This is a genomic window from Mesorhizobium sp. 113-1-2 (genome assembly GCF_016756475.1).
Classification (GTDB): Bacteria; Pseudomonadota; Alphaproteobacteria; order Rhizobiales; family Rhizobiaceae; genus Mesorhizobium; species Mesorhizobium loti_C.
Window position 1 is genome coordinate 7920743 of the sequence record NZ_AP023242.1, and the last position, 17641, is coordinate 7938383.

Below are 17641 nucleotides of genomic sequence, written 5' to 3' on the forward strand. Positions count from 1 at the left end.
CGCGCGTATGAATGGAGGCCTAGGGTGTCATGCCGACCAACCGCACAGTGAACGCCAGGGGAAAACGGATCGTCACCACGGCCCTCATGCTGGCGCTCGCGGCAGGCGTCGCCGGATGCGGGACCAGCAGGATGACAACGGGCTCGATCGGCCGCAGCGGCGGCAAGCCGCTGGAGACGATGTCGGCGGGAGAAGTGCACAATGCCACCGCCGCCCTTGGCCAGTCCTACGCCAAGAACCCCAACGACAAGCGTATAGCAACCAACTTCGCGGCCGCTTTGCAGATGGACGGCGATGCCGACCAGTCGCTTGCCGTGATGCGCAAGCTGGCGATCACCTACGCCAAGGACCGCGACGTGCTCGCCGCCTACGGCAAGGCTCTGGCCGCCAACGGCCAGTTCGAGGCCGCGCTCGACGCCGTGCGCCGCGCCCAGACGCCGGAATATCCCGACTGGAAGCTGGTGTCGGCGGAAGCCGCCATCCTTGATCAGATCGGCCAGAAGAACGACGCGCGCCAGCTCTACCGCAAGGCCCTCGAACTCAAGCCGAACGAGCCCTCGGTGCTCTCCAATCTCGGCATGTCCTATGTGCTGGAAGGAGATCTGCGCACCGCCGAAACCTATATGCGTTCGGCCGCGCAGCAGCCCAACGCCGACAGCCGCGTGCGCCAGAACCTGGCGCTGGTCGTCGGCCTGCAGGGCCGTTTCGACGAGGCCGAGAAGATCGCCTCGCAGGAGCTCTCGCCCGAGCAGGCACAGGCCAATGTCGCCTATCTCAGGCAGATGCTGGCCCAGCAGAATGCCTGGAGCCAGCTCAAGGATCAGGACAAGTCGAAACCGGCAACCAACTGACGCAGCGATTTCGTCAACAGACGTTGAAAGCCGCGCTGCATGCAGCGCGGCTTTCGTATTTGCGCAAGGATTGCCGTGCCTTTACTGGGTGGCTGACGCTGCCGCCCCGGAATGATCGCCGAAGATGCCGCGCTGGCTGACCTGGATGCCGGCGGGGCCGAGGATGATGGCGAAAAGCACCGGCAGGAAGAACAGGATCATCGGCACGGTGAGCTTGGGCGGCAGAGCGGCGGCCTTCTTCTCGGCGGCGTTCATGCGCATGTCGCGGCTTTCGGCGGCAAGCACGCGCAGCGCGTGCGCCACCGGCGTGCCGTAGCGTTCGGCCTGGACGAGCGCCTGCGACACCGATTTGACCGATTCCAGGCCGGTACGGCTTGCAAGATTCTCGTAGGCCTGCTTGCGCTCCTGCAGATAGGAAAGCTCGGCATTGGTCAGGATGAATTCTTCCGCCAGAGCCACCGACTGCGCGCCGATCTCGTCGGCGACCTTGCGCAGCGCCGCCTCCACCGACATGCCCGATTCCACGCAGATCAGCATCAGGTCGAGCGCATCCGGCCAAGCCATCTGGATCGACTGCTTGCGCTTGGTGGCGCGGTTGTTGACATAGAGGACCGGTGTGTAGAAGCCGCCATAGGCAACGAGGACGCAGACGAACAGCCGGACGACCAATGGTTTGTCCGGCAATCCTCCGAACATGAACATGTAGACCAGAGCCAGTGCGAAGCCGACAAAGGGCAGGACGAGGCGGAAGAAGAGAAAACGCGTCAGCGGGTTCTGTCCCCGAAAGCCGGCGACCTTGAGCTTCTGCAAAGTGTTCTCGTCGGCCAGCGCGCGCCGCAGGTCGAGCCGGTCGACGATGTTGCGCATGCCTTCCGACTGTTGCTCGCGCAGGCCCTTGCGGCGGCGATCGGCCTCGTTCGCAAGCCGCGCGCGCTGTTTGGCGCGAAGCTCATCGCGCTCCAGCGCGACCGACTTCATGCGCGCCTTGAGCTGGTTGCCGCCAAGCGCCGGCAGCAGCGTAAAGACGGTCGCGAACACGGCGATGCCGACCAGCAGTGCGATCAGGAGGCTGGGATCCGTCAGTGACTTGATGACTTGTTCGCTCATGCCGCAGCCCTAGACTTCAAAGTTCATCATCTTGCGCATCACGAAGATGCCAATCGACATCCAGATGGCGGAAACACCGAGGATCAGATTGCCGACACTGGTGTTGAACAGCGGCATCAGGTAGAGCGGGCTCGAAAGGTAGACCAGAAAGGCGACGATGAAGGGCAGAGCGCCGATGATGGCGGCGGACGCCTTCGCCTCCATCGACAGCGCCTGCACCTTGGCTTTCATCTTCTTGCGATCACGAAGCACGCGCGAAAGATTGCCCAGCGCCTCGGACAGATTGCCGCCGGCCTGCGACTGGATCTGGATGACGATGCCGAAGAAACTTGCCTCGGTGCATGGCATGGTTTCAGGCATGCGCAAGGTCGCATCGGGGATCGACAGGCCCATCTGCTGCGAATCGACGATGCGTCGGAACTCGGCCTTCACCGGCTCGGGGGATTCGTTGGCAATCAGGCGTATGGCGTCGTTCAGCGGCAGGCCGGACTTGACCGCGCGCACGATAATGTCGAGGGCGTTTGGAAATTCGTTGAGGAATGCCTTGACCCGGCGCGCGCGGCGAAAAGAGACGAACCAGCGCGGCAGGCCGAGTGCGCCGGCCAACAGCACACCGGGCAAAACAAGCATCGGCGCGCCGGCCATGAAGGCGACCACCACCAGCGCGAGGCCGCATATGGCTGAGTAGATGTAGAAACGTTCGACCGAAACCTTCATGCCGGCCTGGCGAAGCTGAGCCTTCAGTGGCGGCTTCTTGATGGCGCTGTCCTTGGTTTTCTGCTTCTCGTCGAGTTCCTTCAGCGAATCCTGCACCGATTTACGGCGCTTGGCCGCGTCAGCCGCGCGATCGCGCGTGGCCTTGACGATGGAACGGTCCGTCTCGGCGGCCTTGATCGTTTCAAGCCGCTTGCCGGCCTGTTTCTCATTGCTGATCTGGTTGGCCAAGAATGCATAGGCGACCGCGCCGGCGCTGAAACCGGCGAGCACGACAAACGCCAATACGGTGCCGTCAATTCCAAACATCGACCACAACCTTCACGCCCGCGGATACCTCAGTCAGCACGTTTCTCCATCGCCTCGAGCGCGGTGGCGAGGCGCTGTTCCTCGCCGTAGTAGCGAGCCCGGTCCCAGAAATGCGGGCGGCCGATGCCGGTCGAGACGTGCTCGCCCAGCAGCCTGCCGTTGGCGTCCTCGCCCTTGATGTTGTAGAGGACGATGTCCTGGGTGATGATGACATCGCCTTCCATCCCGATAACCTCGGTGATGTGGGTGATGCGGCGCGATCCGTCGCGCAGACGCGCCGCCTGGATGATCACGTCGATGGAGCCGACGACGATTTCGCGCACGGTTTTCTGCGGAAGCGAATAACCACCCATGGCGATCATGGATTCGATACGGTTCAGGCATTCGCGCGGGCTGTTCGAGTGGATCGTTCCCATCGAGCCGTCATGGCCAGTGTTCATCGCCTGCAGAAGATCGAACACTTCGGGTCCGCGCACTTCGCCGACGATGATGCGCTCGGGCCGCATGCGCAGGCAGTTCTTGACCAGGTCGCGCATCGTCACTTCGCCTTCGCCTTCGAGGTTGGGCGGGCGGGTTTCCAGGCGCACGACATGCGGCTGCTGCAGTTGCAGTTCGGCCGAGTCCTCACAGGTGATGACGCGCTCATCGCGGTCGATGTAGTTGGTCAGGCAGTTGAGCAGCGTCGTCTTGCCCGAGCCGGTGCCGCCCGAAATGACGATGTTGCAGCGGACACGGCCGATGATCTTGAGCACTTCGGCGCCCTGGGGCGAGATGGCGCCGAACTTGACCAGCTGATCGAGCGTCAGCTTGTCCTTCTTGAATTTGCGGATGGTGAGCGCAGTGCCGTCGATGGCGAGCGGCGGTGCGATGACGTTGACGCGGGAGCCGTCGGGAAGGCGGGCGTCGCAGATCGGGCTGGATTCATCGACACGGCGGCCGACCTGGCTGACGATACGCTGGCAGATGTTGAGCAGCTGCTGGTTGTCACGAAAGCGGATGCCGGTCTGCTCGACCTTGCCGTTGACTTCGATGTAAACGTTCTTGGAGCCGTTGACCATGATGTCGGCGATGTCGTCGCGGGCGAGCAATGGCTCGAGCGGTCCGTAGCCAAGCACGTCGTTGCAGATATCCTCGAGCAGTTCCTCCTGCTCGGCGATGGACATCGCGAAATTCTTGATCGCGATGATGTCGTTGACGATGTCGCGGATTTCCTCGCGCGCGGTTTCGGGGTCGAGCTTGGCGAGCTGCGACAGGTCTATCGTGTCGATGAGCGCCGAGAAAACCTGGCTCTTGGTGTCATAGTAGGTCTCGCTCTTTTCGCGGCCCCGCCTCGCCTCCGGCGCAATGGGCGGCGCCTCGACCGCGCGGCGGGCCGGCGGCGCGACAGGTGCGCTTGGCGGCGGCGGTGCCGTGGGCCGGGCAAGAACCGCCGTATCCGCCGAACCCGCGGGCGGCGGGGCGGCCGGCGCCGGTGCTGGCTGGCGGAATTCCGGCGTGAACCGGTTGCCGTCGTCGTTGCCTCTTTTACCGAACATGATCGACTACCGGTTCCAAAACGTCACTTCTTGTTGCGCGAGAGCTTGCCGAGCAGGCTGCCCAGGCCAGCCTTCTTTTTCGTCCGGATTTCGCTTCGCCCGGTCAGCACATGAGCAATCTCATTGATCATGGCCACAACCGGGTTCTTGGCATCCATCTCGCCGAGCATACGCCCGTTGTTGGCGGCATTGCCGAACAGCAACGGATCAAAGCCAATGACCGACATCGGCGTCAGGCCGAGCGGCTCGGCGAAATCGGACGGCGAAATTTCCGGCCGCTTGGGGACGCCGGCCTGGTTGATGATCAGCTTCGGCGGCGGGTCGTTGGGGCGAAGCCGCTTGAACATGTCGACCAGGTTCTTGGTATTGCGCAGATTGGCCAATTCCGGCGTCGCCGTGATGACGATCTCGTCGGCCTTGACCAGCGTGTTCTTGGCCCAGCCCGTCCAGACATGGGGAACGTCCAGCACCAGAAGCGGCACGCTGCGCTGCGCGGTATCGACAAGTTGCGCGAAGGCTTCGGGATCGAAGTCGTAGACCCGCTCCAGCGTCGAGGGCGCCGCGAGCAACGACAGGTGCTCGGCGCACTGGGTCAGCAGCCGGTCGAGATAGACCTCGTCGACGCGTTCAGGCGAAAACACCGCTTCAGCGATGCCCTGTGCCGGGTCCTGGTCGAAATTGATGTTGGCCGTGCCGAAGGCGAGGTCGAGGTCGGCAACAACGACCTCGGACTTGAACAGGGAGGACATTGCCCAGGCGACATTGTGGGCGATGGTGGAAGAGCCGACGCCACCCTTGGCGCCGATAAAGGCGACCGAACGGCCGAGCGGTTCTGCCTCCGGATCGACGAAAATCGACGACACGACACTGACGATGTCGGCCATCGACACCGGCGCGATGACATATTCCGAGATGCCGGAGCGGATGAGCTCGCGATAGAGACCGACGTCATTGTAGTGGCCGATCACCACCACTTTCGAGGATGGGTCGCAGTATTCCGAGAGTTGGGCGAGCTGCTCCAGCAATTGCTTGGGTTCGCTGCGCGACTCCAGCAGGATCAGGTTCGGCGTCGGCGCCGACTGATAGAACTCGATTGCGGTGGGAACGCCGCCCATATGAACCTTGAGATGCGCCTTGGTCATGCGGCGGTCCTCGCCGGCGCGCTCGACTGGATTGGCAACGCCCTCGGTCTCGCAGAATGCCTGGATCGAGATGCGCGGAACCGGGCGCAACGCCTGCATCGCGGCGATGTCCTGCGGTGATGTATCACCGCCGTCCACGGTGGCGTCATAGGCAAGGTTGCTCATGGTCATGCTCTTTCCGTGGCTTCTCTTTCCTCGAGGCTCGGCTCAGTACGTCACTTCCGAATTGCCGAGGAATTCATCCGAAATACCCCTGCTGCGGTAGATATCGATCACCGCGCCGCGATTTTCCGCGTCGATGGTGGTCTGCTTGCGCGGCCCGAGCAGGTCGGACGGATTCGCAACCTGGGCGGCGAGATTGTTCTGATAGGAGCAGCCGAAGTCGGCATAGTGCTTGTTTTCCGAGGTCTCAGCGAGATCGTCGGGCCAGCGGCCGCATTTGTCGGTCTGGGCTCTCACGGCGATAAAAGAGACGCGAACCGGCGCGGATGTCTCGCTAGATCCAGCCTGATAGGAGACCACGACGATGCGGTTGCGCTTGATGCCGCTGGCGACCGCGAGCCTGGCGAAATCACGGCCGGCCGCCGACGCCGCGACCTCATTGGCCGATCCGCTCGGAATCTGGATGGTCAATGTCGGCGCGGCACTCTTGTCATAACCGTCGAGGAAACCGAGCAGCGTGTCGCGCTGCGAGCCGGTCATGCCACGGTCGCCGGCGCCGACAGGCAGGTCGATCTTCTGGTTCTTCTCGGCGATGACGATCGGATGGTTGGTGCGATAGTCGTCCGGAATGGCGCCAACGGTGATGCTGTCGCGCTGGGCGCAGCCGGCCAGCAAGGCCGTCACCGCCACCGCCAGGAGCGGCAGCGCCCGCAGGCCGGCCCGCGAACGGCCGGTGCACATCGTCGAGGCGATGGTCCTTGTCTTCAACGCTGACTGAGACATGTCCGCTTTCCCATTCACTTGTAGATGTAGCCGACAACGCCGTGGTACCGGCCGTTGGGCTTGTTGGTCTGCATGGTGCCGTAGACGCGATTGACCTTGCCTAGGAACATGCCGGCGCCGTCGCTCGCAGGATTGAAATTGTCGTCCGGCTTGGCGAGATCGTTGCGTGCCACCGGCTTCGTCAGATAGGGCGTGATGATGATGACGAGCTCACTTTCGTTGCGCACGAAGTCCCTGCTGCGGAAGAGTGCTCCAAGCACGGGAATCTTCGTCAGTCCGGGCAGGCCGTTGACGGCCTGCCTGACATCGTCGCGAACCAGGCCGGCGATCATCATGGAACCGCCCGAGGGCAATTCGACCGTCGTATCGGCAAGACGCTTGCGCAGCGACAGGATATTCGTGCCGGGGCTCGTTACGCCAGAGGAAAGCGACACGGATCCTTCGGTCGTCGGTTCGGAAACCGAGGTTCTGACCTTCAGGCTGATGCGGCCGGGGGACAGCACCACCGGCTGGAATTCCAGGCCGATGCCATACTCGATCTTGTCGATGGTATAGGTTTTCAAGCCGGTCTGGTTGTCGGTGGATACGTTCTGGGAAACGCCGGACACCATGTTGTATTCGCCACCGACCTTGAAGGTCGCCTTCTCGCCGGATACGGCGGTCAAGGTCGGCTCAGCCAGCGTCTTCATGACCCCGGACTGCTCCATGGCGTTGATATAGGCCATCAGTGCCGAGTTGCCGATGTTGAAGCCCGAATTCGACAGCTGCTTGCCCAATCCGGTGAAATTGTCGCTGAGCGCGCCATAGCTGATGCCGTTGCTGCCGCCGTTGCCGACCATGTTGACGCCGAGCTGTTTCATCACAGAGCGGCTGACCTCGGCGACGGTAACCTTCAGCGTGACCTGGTCGTCGCCGATGATCTGCAGCAGGTTGACGATCTTGCTGGTACGGCGTTCCTGGTCGGGGTTGTTGATGTCGACGCCACTCTGGGCCGAGCCGCCTGCCGCGGTCTGCGAATACTGACCCGTCGTCGCTTCACCGCCCGAGACGAATATCGTCGCCAGGTCCACTGCCCGCTTCGCGTCCAGCGGCGTGTCGACCGTTCCGGTCAAGATGACGTTGTCGTTCAGCAGTTCCACCTTGATGTCCGAGGTCGGAAGGAAGCGCTTGATGTAGTCCTCCAGGCCGGCAACGTCGCGTTCGACGGCCAGATCCAGGCTGGCGATCTGTTCGCCGTTCGGGCCGAAGACGAAGATGTTGGTTTCGCCGACTGCTTTGCCGAACAGGTAGATACGCCTTGCGGTGCGGGTCACCGCATCGGCAACGGTCGGATTGGCGACAAGAATGTCGTAGGCATCGCTCGGCAGGTCTATGACCACCGATTTGTTGAGGCCAAGCTTGACGCGTTGGTTGGCGGTCGTGGCCGTCACCTTTGTGCTTTTCGCCTCGACAACGCCCTGCACATTCGTTCCGACGAGCAGCAGGCCGAATGCCGCGGCTATGATTGCCGGCAGTTTACCGCTTAGCCTCATTTCCTTGCCCCTACTTCGGAAACTTCACCCGACTTGATCAGTCTCACCGTTCCCTTGCGGCCATTGCCGGAAACGAGATAGTCGGCCTCATCCACATTCTTTTCCTGGGTGTCCGTGATCGCCCGCAGCGCCAGGGTCAGGCGATCGGCCATCTGCTGGGCGACGGTGATGATCTCAGCCTGTTTGGGCGTGAGTTCCAGCGTGGCGGTCTGGCCGACCCTGGTCTTCTTACCCTCCTCGTCCTCCTGAATGGTCTGGTCGATTGCCAGGACGCGGATGTTCTTGAGGATGGTTTCGGTGTTGAAACCGGTGCCGCCGCCACTGGCATCCGCCCTGCGGGTCATGATGACGTCGACGAAATCGTTTGGAAGGATGAAGCCGCCGGCCGAAGTGTCGGCCGATATGGTTGTGGCGACCGCGCGCATCCCGGAAGGCAGGATGGACGACATGAAGCTCTGCCCCTCGCCGATCAGCTTGGAACGCCGCACAGGCTCACCCGCATACATCGGCACACGGGCGATCGACCCCTTCAATTTCTCCAGGGCGTCGGGAGCAGTGGCCTTGGTGATGAAATTCGCGTTGACGCCGTCGGCCGGCCAGGATTGCCAGGAGATGTTGTTCTGAAGCGCGTTGCCCATCGCGACATCGCCCGAGAGCACAAGAACGTCCTGCAGGGGGACGGCGGGAGCCTGGGTGCCGGAATCGACGACGATCTGCGGCGGCGGCGCGGCGACCATATTTTTTGCGACATAGCCAGCGCCACCCGCCGCGGCCACCGCCACGCTCAGAATAATCAGTCGGGATGCTGGCATCTGTCCGAACCCTCGCCCTTGGCAAACCACGTAGCCAAGCCGGACTTTGCAGCGGCAATCGTCAAAACAAGGTTAATGCAATGCTTACGATCGTGATTAATTTAAGGTTTACATAAATTAGCTGGATCGCGCCGTGACGGACGCAAAGAGCCCGGCCACGGCTCTTTCAAAGGGGTCGGGCAACGCGGGCAAGGATAACGGAAATCAGATCGTGTTCAGCTCGCAAGCCTTGCCAGCGCCCACACCATCAGAGGCGAATCCGGATAGGTCAGCAATCCACCCACGCCGAGCGCGATCCCATAGGGAACGCCGGTCGTGTCATCCGCGAAATGACGCAGGAATGGATTGCGGCCGGTAATAATCGCCAGCGGCGACTTCCGGTAAAACAGGATGGCGAGCGTCAGCAGACCACCGATGATCGTCGAGACAACGAGGTATTCGACGAGATGGATGTTCAACCCCATCCACACGGCCGTGGCGGCAAGCAACTTGGCGTCGCCTCCGCCCATGCCACCCATGGCGAACAGGCCGAACGTCACTGCAAGGACCAGGGCGCCGGCGGCGAAATGCCATCCGTAGGCTGCCCATTCCATACCCGTCAGTGGCGCAACCAGCGCGAAGACGACGACAAGCAGCACCGACACGCGGTTGGCAATCGTCATCGACAGCATGTCGGAGATCGCGGCAAACAGCATGCAGAACGGAAAGACGACGAATATCAGGGCTTCAAGCATCGGCGCTGTGCCTATTGTGCGAATTCCACCGGCCTCAATCTATGCATGTTCGATTAACGATTGATGAGACCTGTAAACGAAAAGACGCCTGTGTTGGCTACGACATAGAAAAAGGGCCGCAAACGTGGCGGCCCTTTTCCAGAACGCAATCTGAATATCCAGCAATAAGCAGATTAGCTGCCGCTGGTGTTCAGGGTGTTGCCGATCGCGGTGAACTTGGCGTTGATCGCATTGCCAAGGGCGCCGGCGCCGGTGATGATGGCGAGCGCGATGAGGGCGGCGATCAGACCATATTCGATAGCGGTCGCGCCGGATTCGTCCTTCACGAAACGTGCAAAAAGGTTAGACATTCGAGAGCTCCTACTCCACGTGTTACAGCACTTCCGTCAACTTCTGTAATGGTTGATCGGATGCTGCCAATCTAGGGAGAAGCTCTTTCGATCGGCTTAATAAACAGCCTTACCGATTCCTTTCCCGGCTCGAACGGAGTGCGTGGTTAACTCCATGCTAAGCGCTGGCTAAACAACCGTTTCCCGAGCCAACGCCGCAAAAGGCAAGGGCTTAAGGAAGCTTGCGACCCGGCGCGGATCCGGCCATGCGAACAGCCATGCCGGTCGCTACATCCGGCGCCGGCAAGCCGACTTAACCGTTGGTTCACCAATCTCGTTCATGTTCCGTTGAACAGTTTGCTTGCGTGGAGCGCCTCGATGGCCGTGCAGAGATCCTCAATCGCGATTGCCGTGCTTCTTGCCGCCACGAGCTTGATCACGCCGGCCAGGGCCGGTGCCGATATCCAAGTCACCATGAATCAGGCCAAGATCGTGAAACTGTCGCGCCCCGCCGACACGATCGTTGTCGGCAACCCGGCCATCGCCGATGCCTCCGTCCAGGACGCCTCGACGATCGTGCTTACCGGCAAGGGTTTCGGCGTCACCAATCTCGTCGTTCTCGACCAGGAGGGCAGTCCGATCGTCGACGCGCAGGTTACCGTCGTGCGGCAGGCGGCCTCGTCGGTTCGCATTTACCGGCGTGCGGAGGTCCAGACCATGTCGTGCACGCCCTATTGCGAAAGCTCCTACAAGAGCGAGGCTGAAAAATCCTCCGAAGCCGAGATGAGCGTGAGCAAATAGGCTGCGCGGCCCCAATTGCCGTCCAGGTTACTGGCCGGTTAAGACGCCCGCGCCGACTTTAACGATCATCCAAACCGGACCTCAATTGGTTTGCGCTAATACATCTGCCGGAACCGTCCAGGGGTGGCAGGAACAGGGCATGAGCAACGAATTCGGCTCGACAGGTCAGCACAAGGTGGAGCGCGCCAGGTTTTTGAAGCGCTTCGTTCGCAACCGCCGTGGCAGCACGGCCATCGAATTCGCAATTCTTGCATTGCCGTTCGCGCTTCTTGTCTTTGGCATCCTCGAAAGCTGCATCTCTTTTGCCGGCCAGGAAGTGATGGCCAACATCACCGACGATGTCGCGCGCCAGTTGCGCACGGGCCAGTTGAGGCCGGCCGATGTCGCCGGGAGCAAATTGACGACCCTGATCTGCGGCAGACTTCAGATCATCGTCTCGACGGATTGCCCGCAACAGCTGCTCGTCGACCTTCGCGAGTATCCGACTTTCGCAGACGCGGCGACTGCGACGTTCAAGATCCAGAACGGCGATGTCGTGCTGATGCAAGGCACGAACTCACAGACATTCGCTAACACGCCTGGCCTGGCGGAATCGAAGAACATGCTGCGGGTCTTCTACAAATGGCCTGTCGTGACGGATCTGATGGCCAGGTCGATGGCCAATCTGAGCGGTGGCAGGACACTGCATTTTGCGTCGGTGACCTGGCAGAACGAGCCGTTCGACAATTGAGTTCGCAAGCACCAACAAGAAAAAAGGCAATGACATGATGCGTGCGGGGGCACATCCGGGAATTGCCGGACTCTGGAGCAAGGCGGTCGGATTCTGCTCCAATCGCCGTGGAGTGGCGGCGGTCGAGTTCGCTCTGATCGTGCCTATACTGCTGATCATGTACTTCATGACCATGGAGGCGTCGCAGGCCATCGAGACCAGCAAGAAGGTCAGCCGCATCGGCAGCATGGTCGCGGATCTCGTCACGCAGCAGCCGACCATCGTCAAGGCGGATCTCGACGCCATCATGAAAATCGGCACCTCGACCATTCAGCCCTACAACCGTTCGACGCCGAACATCACGATCACGGCGATACAGGTCACCACCGATACGCCGCCCAAGGTCCTGGTGGTGTGGTCACGCAAGGTCGTCAATGGTACCTACAGTGTCGGGGCCACCGCAGGCACGACCACCACGGTGCCGACAACGCTCAAGGTCGCCGGTACCTTCCTCATCCGCGTTGACAGCAACCTTAGCTATGCGCCGATTATCGGCTGGACGACGGGTACCCAGCAAAAGCTTGGACTGACCCAATCCCTCACCACCACGATCCCGATGGGCGAGACCTACTATCTGCGACCGCGCAGAAGCCTGACGATCCCCTGCGGCGATTGCTGAAGACTTTTACTGCTGCCCACCGTCGGCCGACACCAGGCGCACGATGGCTTCCGCCGCCGAATAATCCTTTGGGGACACGGTCAAAAAGCCGCCAGAGTGTTTCGATTCCAGGAGATCGTAGACATCCGGCGTCGTCGATTTGAGGTTGGTGAGGAACACGGTCAGCCGGCGCTTGGCTTCCGGGTCGAGATCACTGCGCACGGCATGGGGACCGTATCTCAGCAAGCCGGACGTCCAAATGACCTGGAACGTCGACGGCGAAAGGCCGGCCAATTCGAGCCTTGCCTGCGTGCCATCAGACAATAGAGGCTGGCCGTCGGCCGTCGCCGTCACCCAACCGAATAAGGCGTCGACCTGACCATCGAAGAGCATTTTTTCCGCCGCCGACGCTGAATCGGCATGAACCAGAAACGGTGAATCTTCGGTGATCTTGACGTGTTCGGCGGCCAGTTCCGCCAGCGGCAGAAGCGAGCCCCCGACGCTGTCCGGCGGCGGCATGGCGATCCGCTGCGTCTCAATCGCGCCCAGGCCAGACAGCTTGCCGTCCCTGGTCAGCAGCACGGAGCGGATGCCGGCCGCGCCATCGGAATCAACCGGTGCCACAAGCGGCTCGATGCATCCGCAACGCTGCAGCGCCGTGGCGTAGGCCGTTGCCGAATAGATGGCGTACTCGATCCGGGCGTTGGCCTGCGCCTCGATCAGTGCCGCATAGTCGCGCGCAACGACGAACTCCACCTTCATGCCAAGCGCATTGGTAAAGGATTGCGTCAACAGCGCCAGCCCCGGAACGGTGTTGCCGGCGCCAGGCTCGGCGACGATGCCAATGCGAAATGTGCCGATATCATCGCGCCAGTCGGCCCGCGCCGGACCACACCAGAGGGCGCCATGCACGGCCACCACGGCAGCACATGCCTTCAGCGCAGCGTTCATAAAAAGACCGTCCTTGGGTTTTCTCGATCCATGCCCATGCCTGGTGCGCCGTAATACTTTTAATCTTGGATTACGTCTGTCGTCGTCACCCCAAAACCGCTGCGCACTTTTGGGCGACATGCACTGGACTATCCACGCCAGCCGTTGCCGTTTGGTTTCCGAATTGCCAATACCGCCGTGGAACCCTATGTCTGGGCGTCCAAACTGGCAACAATGACCCGATGGCGCGTGCTTTCCTCTTTGTCCTGGATTCCTTCGGCGTCGGCGGCGCGGCCGACGCCGAACGCTATGGTGACGCCGGCGCCAACACGCTTGCGCACATCGCCGAAGCTTGCGCCGAAGGGCGCGCGGATCGCGAGCGGCTTCGTCAGGGGCCGCTGTTTGTCCCGCACATGGCATCTCTCGGGCTCGGCAAGGCAGCCGAGACGGCGACAGGATTGGCTTTTGCCCATTTCGGGACGGATCTGGCCGCCAATGCCTTCCATGGCGCGGCGCAGGAAGTTTCGAGCGGCAAGGACACCCCTTCCGGTCACTGGGAGATCGCAGGCCTGCCGGTTCGCTTCGACTGGGGTTATTTCCCGGATACGGTTCCCGCCTTTCCGGCAGATCTGACCGCGGCGATGATCCGCGAGGGCGAGGTTTCAGGTATTCTCGGCAACTGCCATGCGTCCGGCACCGAGATCATCGAACGCTTCGGCGAGGAACACATCCGCACCGGCAAGCCGATCTGTTACACCTCCGTCGACTCGGTCCTGCAGATCGCCGCGCATGAAGTCCATTTCGGGTTGGAACGGCTTTATGAATTCTGTCAGGTGGTGCGCCGGCTGGTCGATCCGCTGAGGATCGGGCGCGTGATCGCACGGCCGTTCGTCGGCGAGACCGCCGGCACCTTCCAGCGGACCTACAACCGCCATGACTACGCCGTGCCGCCGCCGGAGCCGACCTTGCTCGACCGGCTGACGGCGCGGGGAAGCCGCGTCATCGCCGTCGGCAAGATCGGCGACATCTTCGCCCATCGCGGGGTTTCGGAAGTGCGCAAGGCGGCCGGCAACATGGCCATGTTCGACAAGGCGCTCGGTGCGATGGATGATGCCGGCGACGGCGATCTCGTCTTTGCCAATTTTGTCGATTTCGACACCGAATTCGGCCATCGCCGCGATGTCGCCGGCTATGCCGCCGCGCTCGAGGCCTTCGACCGGCGGCTGCCGGAAGCATTCGCAAAACTGCGGCAGGGCGACCTTCTCATCCTGACGGCCGACCACGGCAATGATCCGACCTGGCGAGGGACCGATCATACGCGTGAACGTATCCCGGTGATCGGCATGGGACCGGGTTTGACAGGTGGCGACATCGGACTGAGAACGACATTCGCCGATATTGGCGAGACCGTCGCCGAACACCTCGGCCTGGCGCCCGGCCGCCACGGCACCTCTTTCCATGCGATGATTGGTGGCCATGCCTGAGTTGCCCGAAGTCGAAACGGTGCGGCGTGGGTTGCAGCCGGTCCTGGAAGGTGCCCGCCTGACCAAGGTCGAGGCGCGGCGGCCGGATTTGCGCTTTCCCTTTCCCGAACGGTTTGCGGAACGGCTGACCGGCAAGACGATCACGGCGCTCGGCCGCCGGGCCAAATATCTGACCATGCATGTGCAGGACGGCCCGGTGCTGATCTGCCATCTCGGCATGTCGGGCTCGTTTCGCATCGAGACCGAAGACGATAACGAGACACCGGGCGTGTTCCACCACGAACGCTCGAAAAGCACGACCCACGACCATGTCGTGTTCGATGTCGCCGCCGCCGACGGCGCCCGGTCCCGCGTGATCTTCAACGACCCGCGCCGCTTCGGTTTCATGCTGTTTGCGGAAGGATCGCCGGAGACGCATCCGATGCTGGCCGGACTGGGCGTCGAGCCTACGGGCAACGCGCTGGACGGCGCGCTGCTCGCCTCGCTGCTGAAGGGCCGCGGATCACCGCTGAAGGCAGCACTTCTTGACCAGAAGCTGATCGCGGGGCTTGGCAATATTTACGTGTCGGAAGCGCTTTGGCGCGCCGGCCTGTCGCCCTTGCGCGCGGCGGGCACCATCGCCAAGCCGGGCAAGAAGGCCAGGGAGCAAAGCGAACGCCTGGCCGAGGCGATCCGCTCGGTCATATCAGATGCCATCGCCGCCGGCGGGTCGTCGCTGCGCGATTACGTGCATACCGACGGATCGCTGGGCTACTTCCAGCATTCCTTTGCCGTCTACGACCGCGAGGGCGAGCCCTGCCCGAAGCCCGGCTGCCGCGGCCATATCGAGCGTGTCGTGCAGAGCGGACGCTCGACCTTCTATTGCCGGACGTGTCAGAGCTGAGTTAGAGCAATTCCAGGAAAAGTGTGAACGGTTTTCCCCGGGAAAAGCGCATAGCGCTTTCCCTAGGGAATTGCGTCAAGCAATGAGATAGACCGGGCCGAGTGAGGAGAAGCAGCCATGGCCTATGAAACGATCATCACCGAGACGCGCGGCAAGGTCGGGCTGATCACGCTGAACCGGCCAAAGGCGCTTAATGCTCTGAATTCCCAGATCCTTGCTGAACTCGTCGCAGCCGTGAACGGTTTCGGCGCCGATCCTGGCATCGGCGCCATGGTTCTTACCGGTTCCGACAAGGCCTTCGCCGCTGGCGCCGACATCAAGGAGATGCAGGCAATCTCCTATGTGGACGCCTATAGCCAAGACCTCTTCGCGGGTTGGGAAGAGTTCACGCGCACGCGAAAGCCGATCATTGCGGCGGTGGCTGGCTATGCGCTCGGCGGCGGATGCGAGCTGGCCATGATGTGCGACTTCATCATTGCCGCCGACACGGCCAAATTCGGCCAGCCCGAAATCACGCTCGGCGTCATTCCCGGCATGGGCGGGTCGCAACGCCTGACCCGGTTCGTCGGCAAATCGAAGGCGATGGATATGTGCCTGACCGGACGGATGATGGATGCCGCGGAAGCCGAGCGCTCAGGCCTGGTGTCGCGGGTCGTGCCCGCCGCCGACCTTGTCGAGGAGGCGGTCAAGGCGGCGGCCAAGATCGCCGATTTCTCGCTGCCGTCGGTGATGATGGCGAAGGAAGCCGTCAACCGTTCCTATGAGACGACGTTGGCCGAGGGATTGCGGTTCGAGCGCCGTCTGTTCCACTCGCTTTTCGCGCTCGAAGACCAGAAGGAAGGCATGGCGGCCTTTGCCGAAAAGCGGAAACCGAATTTCACCAATCGGTAGAGTGTTGCCGGCCCGCGATCGAAACCCTGTGGCATCGGCCAAAAAGAACGCCAGGCAGCGTTGACGCGCCGGAAAAGCTGAACTATAAGCCGCACCAACCGAGGCGGCCCTGTGGCTGCCCGTTTGTTTTTTGCGCCCTGCGGCATGCCGCGTGCGCCGACCAGATCAGAAGAGAGGCATCATGGCCAACACATCCTCGGCCAAAAAGGCAACGCGCAAGATCGCCCGCCGCGCAGCGATCAACAAGAACCGCCGCTCGCGCGTGCGCACCTATGTCCGCCAGGTCGAGGAGGCACTCGCCTCCGGTGACAAGGCTGCCGCTCAGGCCGCATTCAAGGCCGCCGAGCCGGAATTGATGCGCGCCGCGACCAAGGGCGTGATCCACAAGAACACCGCGTCCCGCAAGGTGTCGCGTCTGGCCGCGCGCCTCAAGGTGCTGTCGGCCTGATATCGCCTTTACAGACTAAGCTTCCTTAAAACCCGGCCGATCGTGCCGGGTTTTTTCGTTTGCCGGCAAGTACTTAAAAAGAATGCTCGGAAACGGCGCCCAAAGCGGATTCCAGACTTCGAAATGCTTTGCCGGCACATGCATGGCTGCTGATGGCTGATACGCTTAAAAAGTGTCGCCTCAGAAATTCCCAACTATCAGAAATAAGCAATATTTTTCAGATAGTTACCCATGGTCATCCACAGCCTGTCCACAGCGCCCCGGAGGGACGGGAGGACAACTGCCTGTCAAGCGAATTATTTCAGAATATTTCGAACCGGCCCGGCTTTTTCATATTCGCCGGAAAAGAGTTTGAATCACAATGGCTTTGTCAAAATGTACCGTTGCGGCATGGCGCCAGAAGGCGCCGGAGGTAACCAGATTCCTTAAAAATCCGTTAGACGTGGCCTTGCCCTATCCACAGCGATTTCGGTAATGTCGATCTATCGAAAGGGACGGGCCTCTGGCCCTAACCCAGCCTGACGCAGCCAGCTTAAATTGGCGGGATTTGCGACGCGGATCAAGTCCGCGGACGGCTTTGGTTTGCTCTTTTTCGATACGGTAGGGGACTGGCGTAACGAGACATGGCAGGTAGACGGCGCGCCGGCGCTCTTTCGCCGGACGGTGTTGTATTGCCCTGACATACCCAACGCGGACTGGCTTCCATGGGCCGGCACCGGTTCCCTCCGAATAGTGGGCGACGTTCATTGCCGGCGGCGGCAACGGGCATCGTAGCGAAGACACAGTCGCTGGAAAAAGGATGCAGGAGGCGCATCCCCAGCGGAAAA

At 61.7% G+C, this 17641-nt stretch carries 18 protein-coding genes; 8 read left to right on the forward strand and 10 right to left on the reverse strand.

Going from position 1 to position 17641, the window contains the following annotated elements; genetic code table 11:
• Window positions 1-29: 29 nt before the first annotated feature.
• Window positions 30-851 (forward strand): tetratricopeptide repeat protein, encoded by an 822-nt coding sequence (locus tag JN279_RS37990; protein ID WP_202351685.1) that lies wholly within the window; start codon window positions 30-32, stop codon window positions 849-851.
• An 81-nt stretch (window positions 852-932) separates the two neighbouring features.
• On the opposite strand, the gene JN279_RS37995 is transcribed toward JN279_RS37990, so the two are convergent.
• The 9 genes from JN279_RS37995 to JN279_RS38035 form a co-directional block, all read right to left on the reverse strand.
• Window positions 933-1958, reverse strand: coding sequence for a type II secretion system F family protein (locus JN279_RS37995; RefSeq protein WP_202351686.1), 1026 nt, complete (start codon window positions 1956-1958; stop codon window positions 933-935).
• A 9-nt stretch (window positions 1959-1967) separates the two neighbouring features.
• Entirely contained in the window at window positions 1968-2981 is a 1014-nt protein-coding gene (locus JN279_RS38000) for a type II secretion system F family protein (RefSeq protein WP_096458481.1), read from the reverse strand.
• A gap of 29 nt (window positions 2982-3010) precedes the next feature.
• Window positions 3011-4516 (reverse strand): CpaF family protein, encoded by a 1506-nt coding sequence (locus JN279_RS38005; protein ID WP_096453367.1) that lies wholly within the window; start codon window positions 4514-4516, stop codon window positions 3011-3013.
• 23 nt (window positions 4517-4539) lie between these two features.
• Entirely contained in the window at window positions 4540-5829 is a 1290-nt protein-coding gene (locus JN279_RS38010) for an AAA family ATPase (protein WP_095198351.1), read from the reverse strand.
• 36 nt (window positions 5830-5865) lie between these two features.
• The gene (locus JN279_RS38015) at window positions 5866-6603 is read right to left on the reverse strand and encodes a CpaD family pilus assembly protein (RefSeq protein ID WP_096453365.1); all 738 of its coding nucleotides are present in this window, start codon (window positions 6601-6603) and stop codon (window positions 5866-5868) included.
• Between the two features lie 14 nt (window positions 6604-6617).
• Window positions 6618-8135 (reverse strand): type II and III secretion system protein family protein, encoded by a 1518-nt coding sequence (locus JN279_RS38020; protein WP_202351687.1) that lies wholly within the window; start codon window positions 8133-8135, stop codon window positions 6618-6620.
• Window positions 8132-8947, reverse strand: a complete 816-nt coding sequence (cpaB, locus tag JN279_RS38025; protein WP_096453361.1) for a Flp pilus assembly protein CpaB — start codon at window positions 8945-8947, stop codon at window positions 8132-8134. Before cpaB ends, JN279_RS38020 begins: the two co-directional genes overlap by 4 nt.
• A 215-nt stretch (window positions 8948-9162) precedes the next feature.
• Window positions 9163-9681: an A24 family peptidase gene (locus JN279_RS38030; RefSeq protein WP_096453359.1), complete on the reverse strand. Its 519-nt coding sequence runs from the start codon at window positions 9679-9681 to the stop codon at window positions 9163-9165.
• Between the two features lie 173 nt (window positions 9682-9854).
• The gene (locus JN279_RS38035) at window positions 9855-10031 is read right to left on the reverse strand and encodes a Flp family type IVb pilin (RefSeq protein ID WP_096453357.1); all 177 of its coding nucleotides are present in this window, start codon (window positions 10029-10031) and stop codon (window positions 9855-9857) included.
• Window positions 10032-10388: 357 nt separating this feature from the next.
• Here JN279_RS38035 and JN279_RS38040 point away from each other — a divergent pair, with 357 nt between their 5' ends.
• The 3 genes from JN279_RS38040 (at window position 10389) to JN279_RS38050 (ending at window position 12199) form a co-directional block, all read left to right on the forward strand.
• Window positions 10389-10811 carry a pilus assembly protein N-terminal domain-containing protein gene (locus JN279_RS38040; RefSeq protein ID WP_096453355.1) on the forward strand — a complete coding sequence of 141 codons (423 nt, stop codon included), beginning with the start codon at window positions 10389-10391 and terminating at the stop codon, window positions 10809-10811.
• Window positions 10812-10950: 139 nt separating this feature from the next.
• Window positions 10951-11541: a TadE/TadG family type IV pilus assembly protein gene (locus tag JN279_RS38045; RefSeq protein ID WP_096453353.1), complete on the forward strand. Its 591-nt coding sequence runs from the start codon at window positions 10951-10953 to the stop codon at window positions 11539-11541.
• A 34-nt stretch (window positions 11542-11575) separates the two neighbouring features.
• Window positions 11576-12199 (forward strand): TadE/TadG family type IV pilus assembly protein, encoded by a 624-nt coding sequence (locus JN279_RS38050; protein WP_096453351.1) that lies wholly within the window; start codon window positions 11576-11578, stop codon window positions 12197-12199.
• A 6-nt stretch (window positions 12200-12205) separates the two neighbouring features.
• Here JN279_RS38050 and JN279_RS38055 read toward each other — a convergent pair whose 3' ends face one another.
• Window positions 12206-13129: a phosphate/phosphite/phosphonate ABC transporter substrate-binding protein gene (locus JN279_RS38055; protein ID WP_096453349.1), complete on the reverse strand. Its 924-nt coding sequence runs from the start codon at window positions 13127-13129 to the stop codon at window positions 12206-12208.
• Between the two features lie 221 nt (window positions 13130-13350).
• On the opposite strand from JN279_RS38055, the gene JN279_RS38060 reads away from it, so the two are divergent.
• From JN279_RS38060 to rpsT, 4 genes are all read left to right on the forward strand, one after another.
• Window positions 13351-14592: a phosphopentomutase gene (locus JN279_RS38060; protein WP_096453347.1), complete on the forward strand. Its 1242-nt coding sequence runs from the start codon at window positions 13351-13353 to the stop codon at window positions 14590-14592.
• A complete protein-coding gene (gene mutM, locus JN279_RS38065; protein ID WP_096458478.1) occupies window positions 14585-15475 on the forward strand; it encodes a bifunctional DNA-formamidopyrimidine glycosylase/DNA-(apurinic or apyrimidinic site) lyase in 891 nt (296 codons plus the stop codon). Before JN279_RS38060 ends, mutM begins: the two co-directional genes overlap by 8 nt.
• 117 nt (window positions 15476-15592) lie before the next feature.
• Window positions 15593-16366 carry an enoyl-CoA hydratase gene (locus JN279_RS38070; RefSeq protein WP_096453345.1) on the forward strand — a complete coding sequence of 258 codons (774 nt, stop codon included), beginning with the start codon at window positions 15593-15595 and terminating at the stop codon, window positions 16364-16366.
• A gap of 181 nt (window positions 16367-16547) precedes the next feature.
• Entirely contained in the window at window positions 16548-16814 is a 267-nt protein-coding gene (rpsT, locus tag JN279_RS38075) for a 30S ribosomal protein S20 (protein WP_010913342.1), read from the forward strand.
• Window positions 16815-17641 lie beyond the last annotated feature (827 nt).

Excerpts from the sequence above, each read along its gene's own strand:
- JN279_RS38045 (WP_096453353.1), top strand. The coding sequence starts at position 10,951 with ATGAGCAACGAATTCGGCTCGACAGGTCAGCACAAGGTGGAGCGCGCC.
- JN279_RS38050 (WP_096453351.1), top strand. The coding sequence starts at position 11,576 with ATGATGCGTGCGGGGGCACATCCGGGAATTGCCGGACTCTGGAGCAAG.
- JN279_RS38070 (WP_096453345.1), top strand. The coding sequence starts at position 15,593 with ATGGCCTATGAAACGATCATCACCGAGACGCGCGGCAAGGTCGGGCTG.
- JN279_RS38000 (WP_096458481.1), bottom strand. The coding sequence starts at position 2,981 with ATGTTTGGAATTGACGGCACCGTATTGGCGTTTGTCGTGCTCGCCGGT.
- JN279_RS38040 (WP_096453355.1), top strand. The coding sequence starts at position 10,389 with ATGGCCGTGCAGAGATCCTCAATCGCGATTGCCGTGCTTCTTGCCGCC.
- JN279_RS37995 (WP_202351686.1), bottom strand. The coding sequence starts at position 1,958 with ATGAGCGAACAAGTCATCAAGTCACTGACGGATCCCAGCCTCCTGATC.
- JN279_RS38035 (WP_096453357.1), bottom strand. The coding sequence starts at position 10,031 with ATGTCTAACCTTTTTGCACGTTTCGTGAAGGACGAATCCGGCGCGACC.
- JN279_RS37990 (WP_202351685.1), top strand. The coding sequence starts at position 30 with ATGCCGACCAACCGCACAGTGAACGCCAGGGGAAAACGGATCGTCACC.
- JN279_RS38020 (WP_202351687.1), bottom strand. The coding sequence starts at position 8,135 with ATGAGGCTAAGCGGTAAACTGCCGGCAATCATAGCCGCGGCATTCGGC.
- mutM (WP_096458478.1), top strand. The coding sequence starts at position 14,585 with ATGCCTGAGTTGCCCGAAGTCGAAACGGTGCGGCGTGGGTTGCAGCCG.
- JN279_RS38060 (WP_096453347.1), top strand. The coding sequence starts at position 13,351 with ATGGCGCGTGCTTTCCTCTTTGTCCTGGATTCCTTCGGCGTCGGCGGC.
- JN279_RS38005 (WP_096453367.1), bottom strand. The coding sequence starts at position 4,516 with ATGTTCGGTAAAAGAGGCAACGACGACGGCAACCGGTTCACGCCGGAA.
- JN279_RS38055 (WP_096453349.1), bottom strand. The coding sequence starts at position 13,129 with ATGAACGCTGCGCTGAAGGCATGTGCTGCCGTGGTGGCCGTGCATGGC.
- rpsT (WP_010913342.1), top strand. The coding sequence starts at position 16,548 with ATGGCCAACACATCCTCGGCCAAAAAGGCAACGCGCAAGATCGCCCGC.
- JN279_RS38030 (WP_096453359.1), bottom strand. The coding sequence starts at position 9,681 with ATGCTTGAAGCCCTGATATTCGTCGTCTTTCCGTTCTGCATGCTGTTT.
- cpaB (WP_096453361.1), bottom strand. The coding sequence starts at position 8,947 with ATGCCAGCATCCCGACTGATTATTCTGAGCGTGGCGGTGGCCGCGGCG.
- JN279_RS38015 (WP_096453365.1), bottom strand. The coding sequence starts at position 6,603 with ATGTCTCAGTCAGCGTTGAAGACAAGGACCATCGCCTCGACGATGTGC.
- JN279_RS38010 (WP_095198351.1), bottom strand. The coding sequence starts at position 5,829 with ATGACCATGAGCAACCTTGCCTATGACGCCACCGTGGACGGCGGTGAT.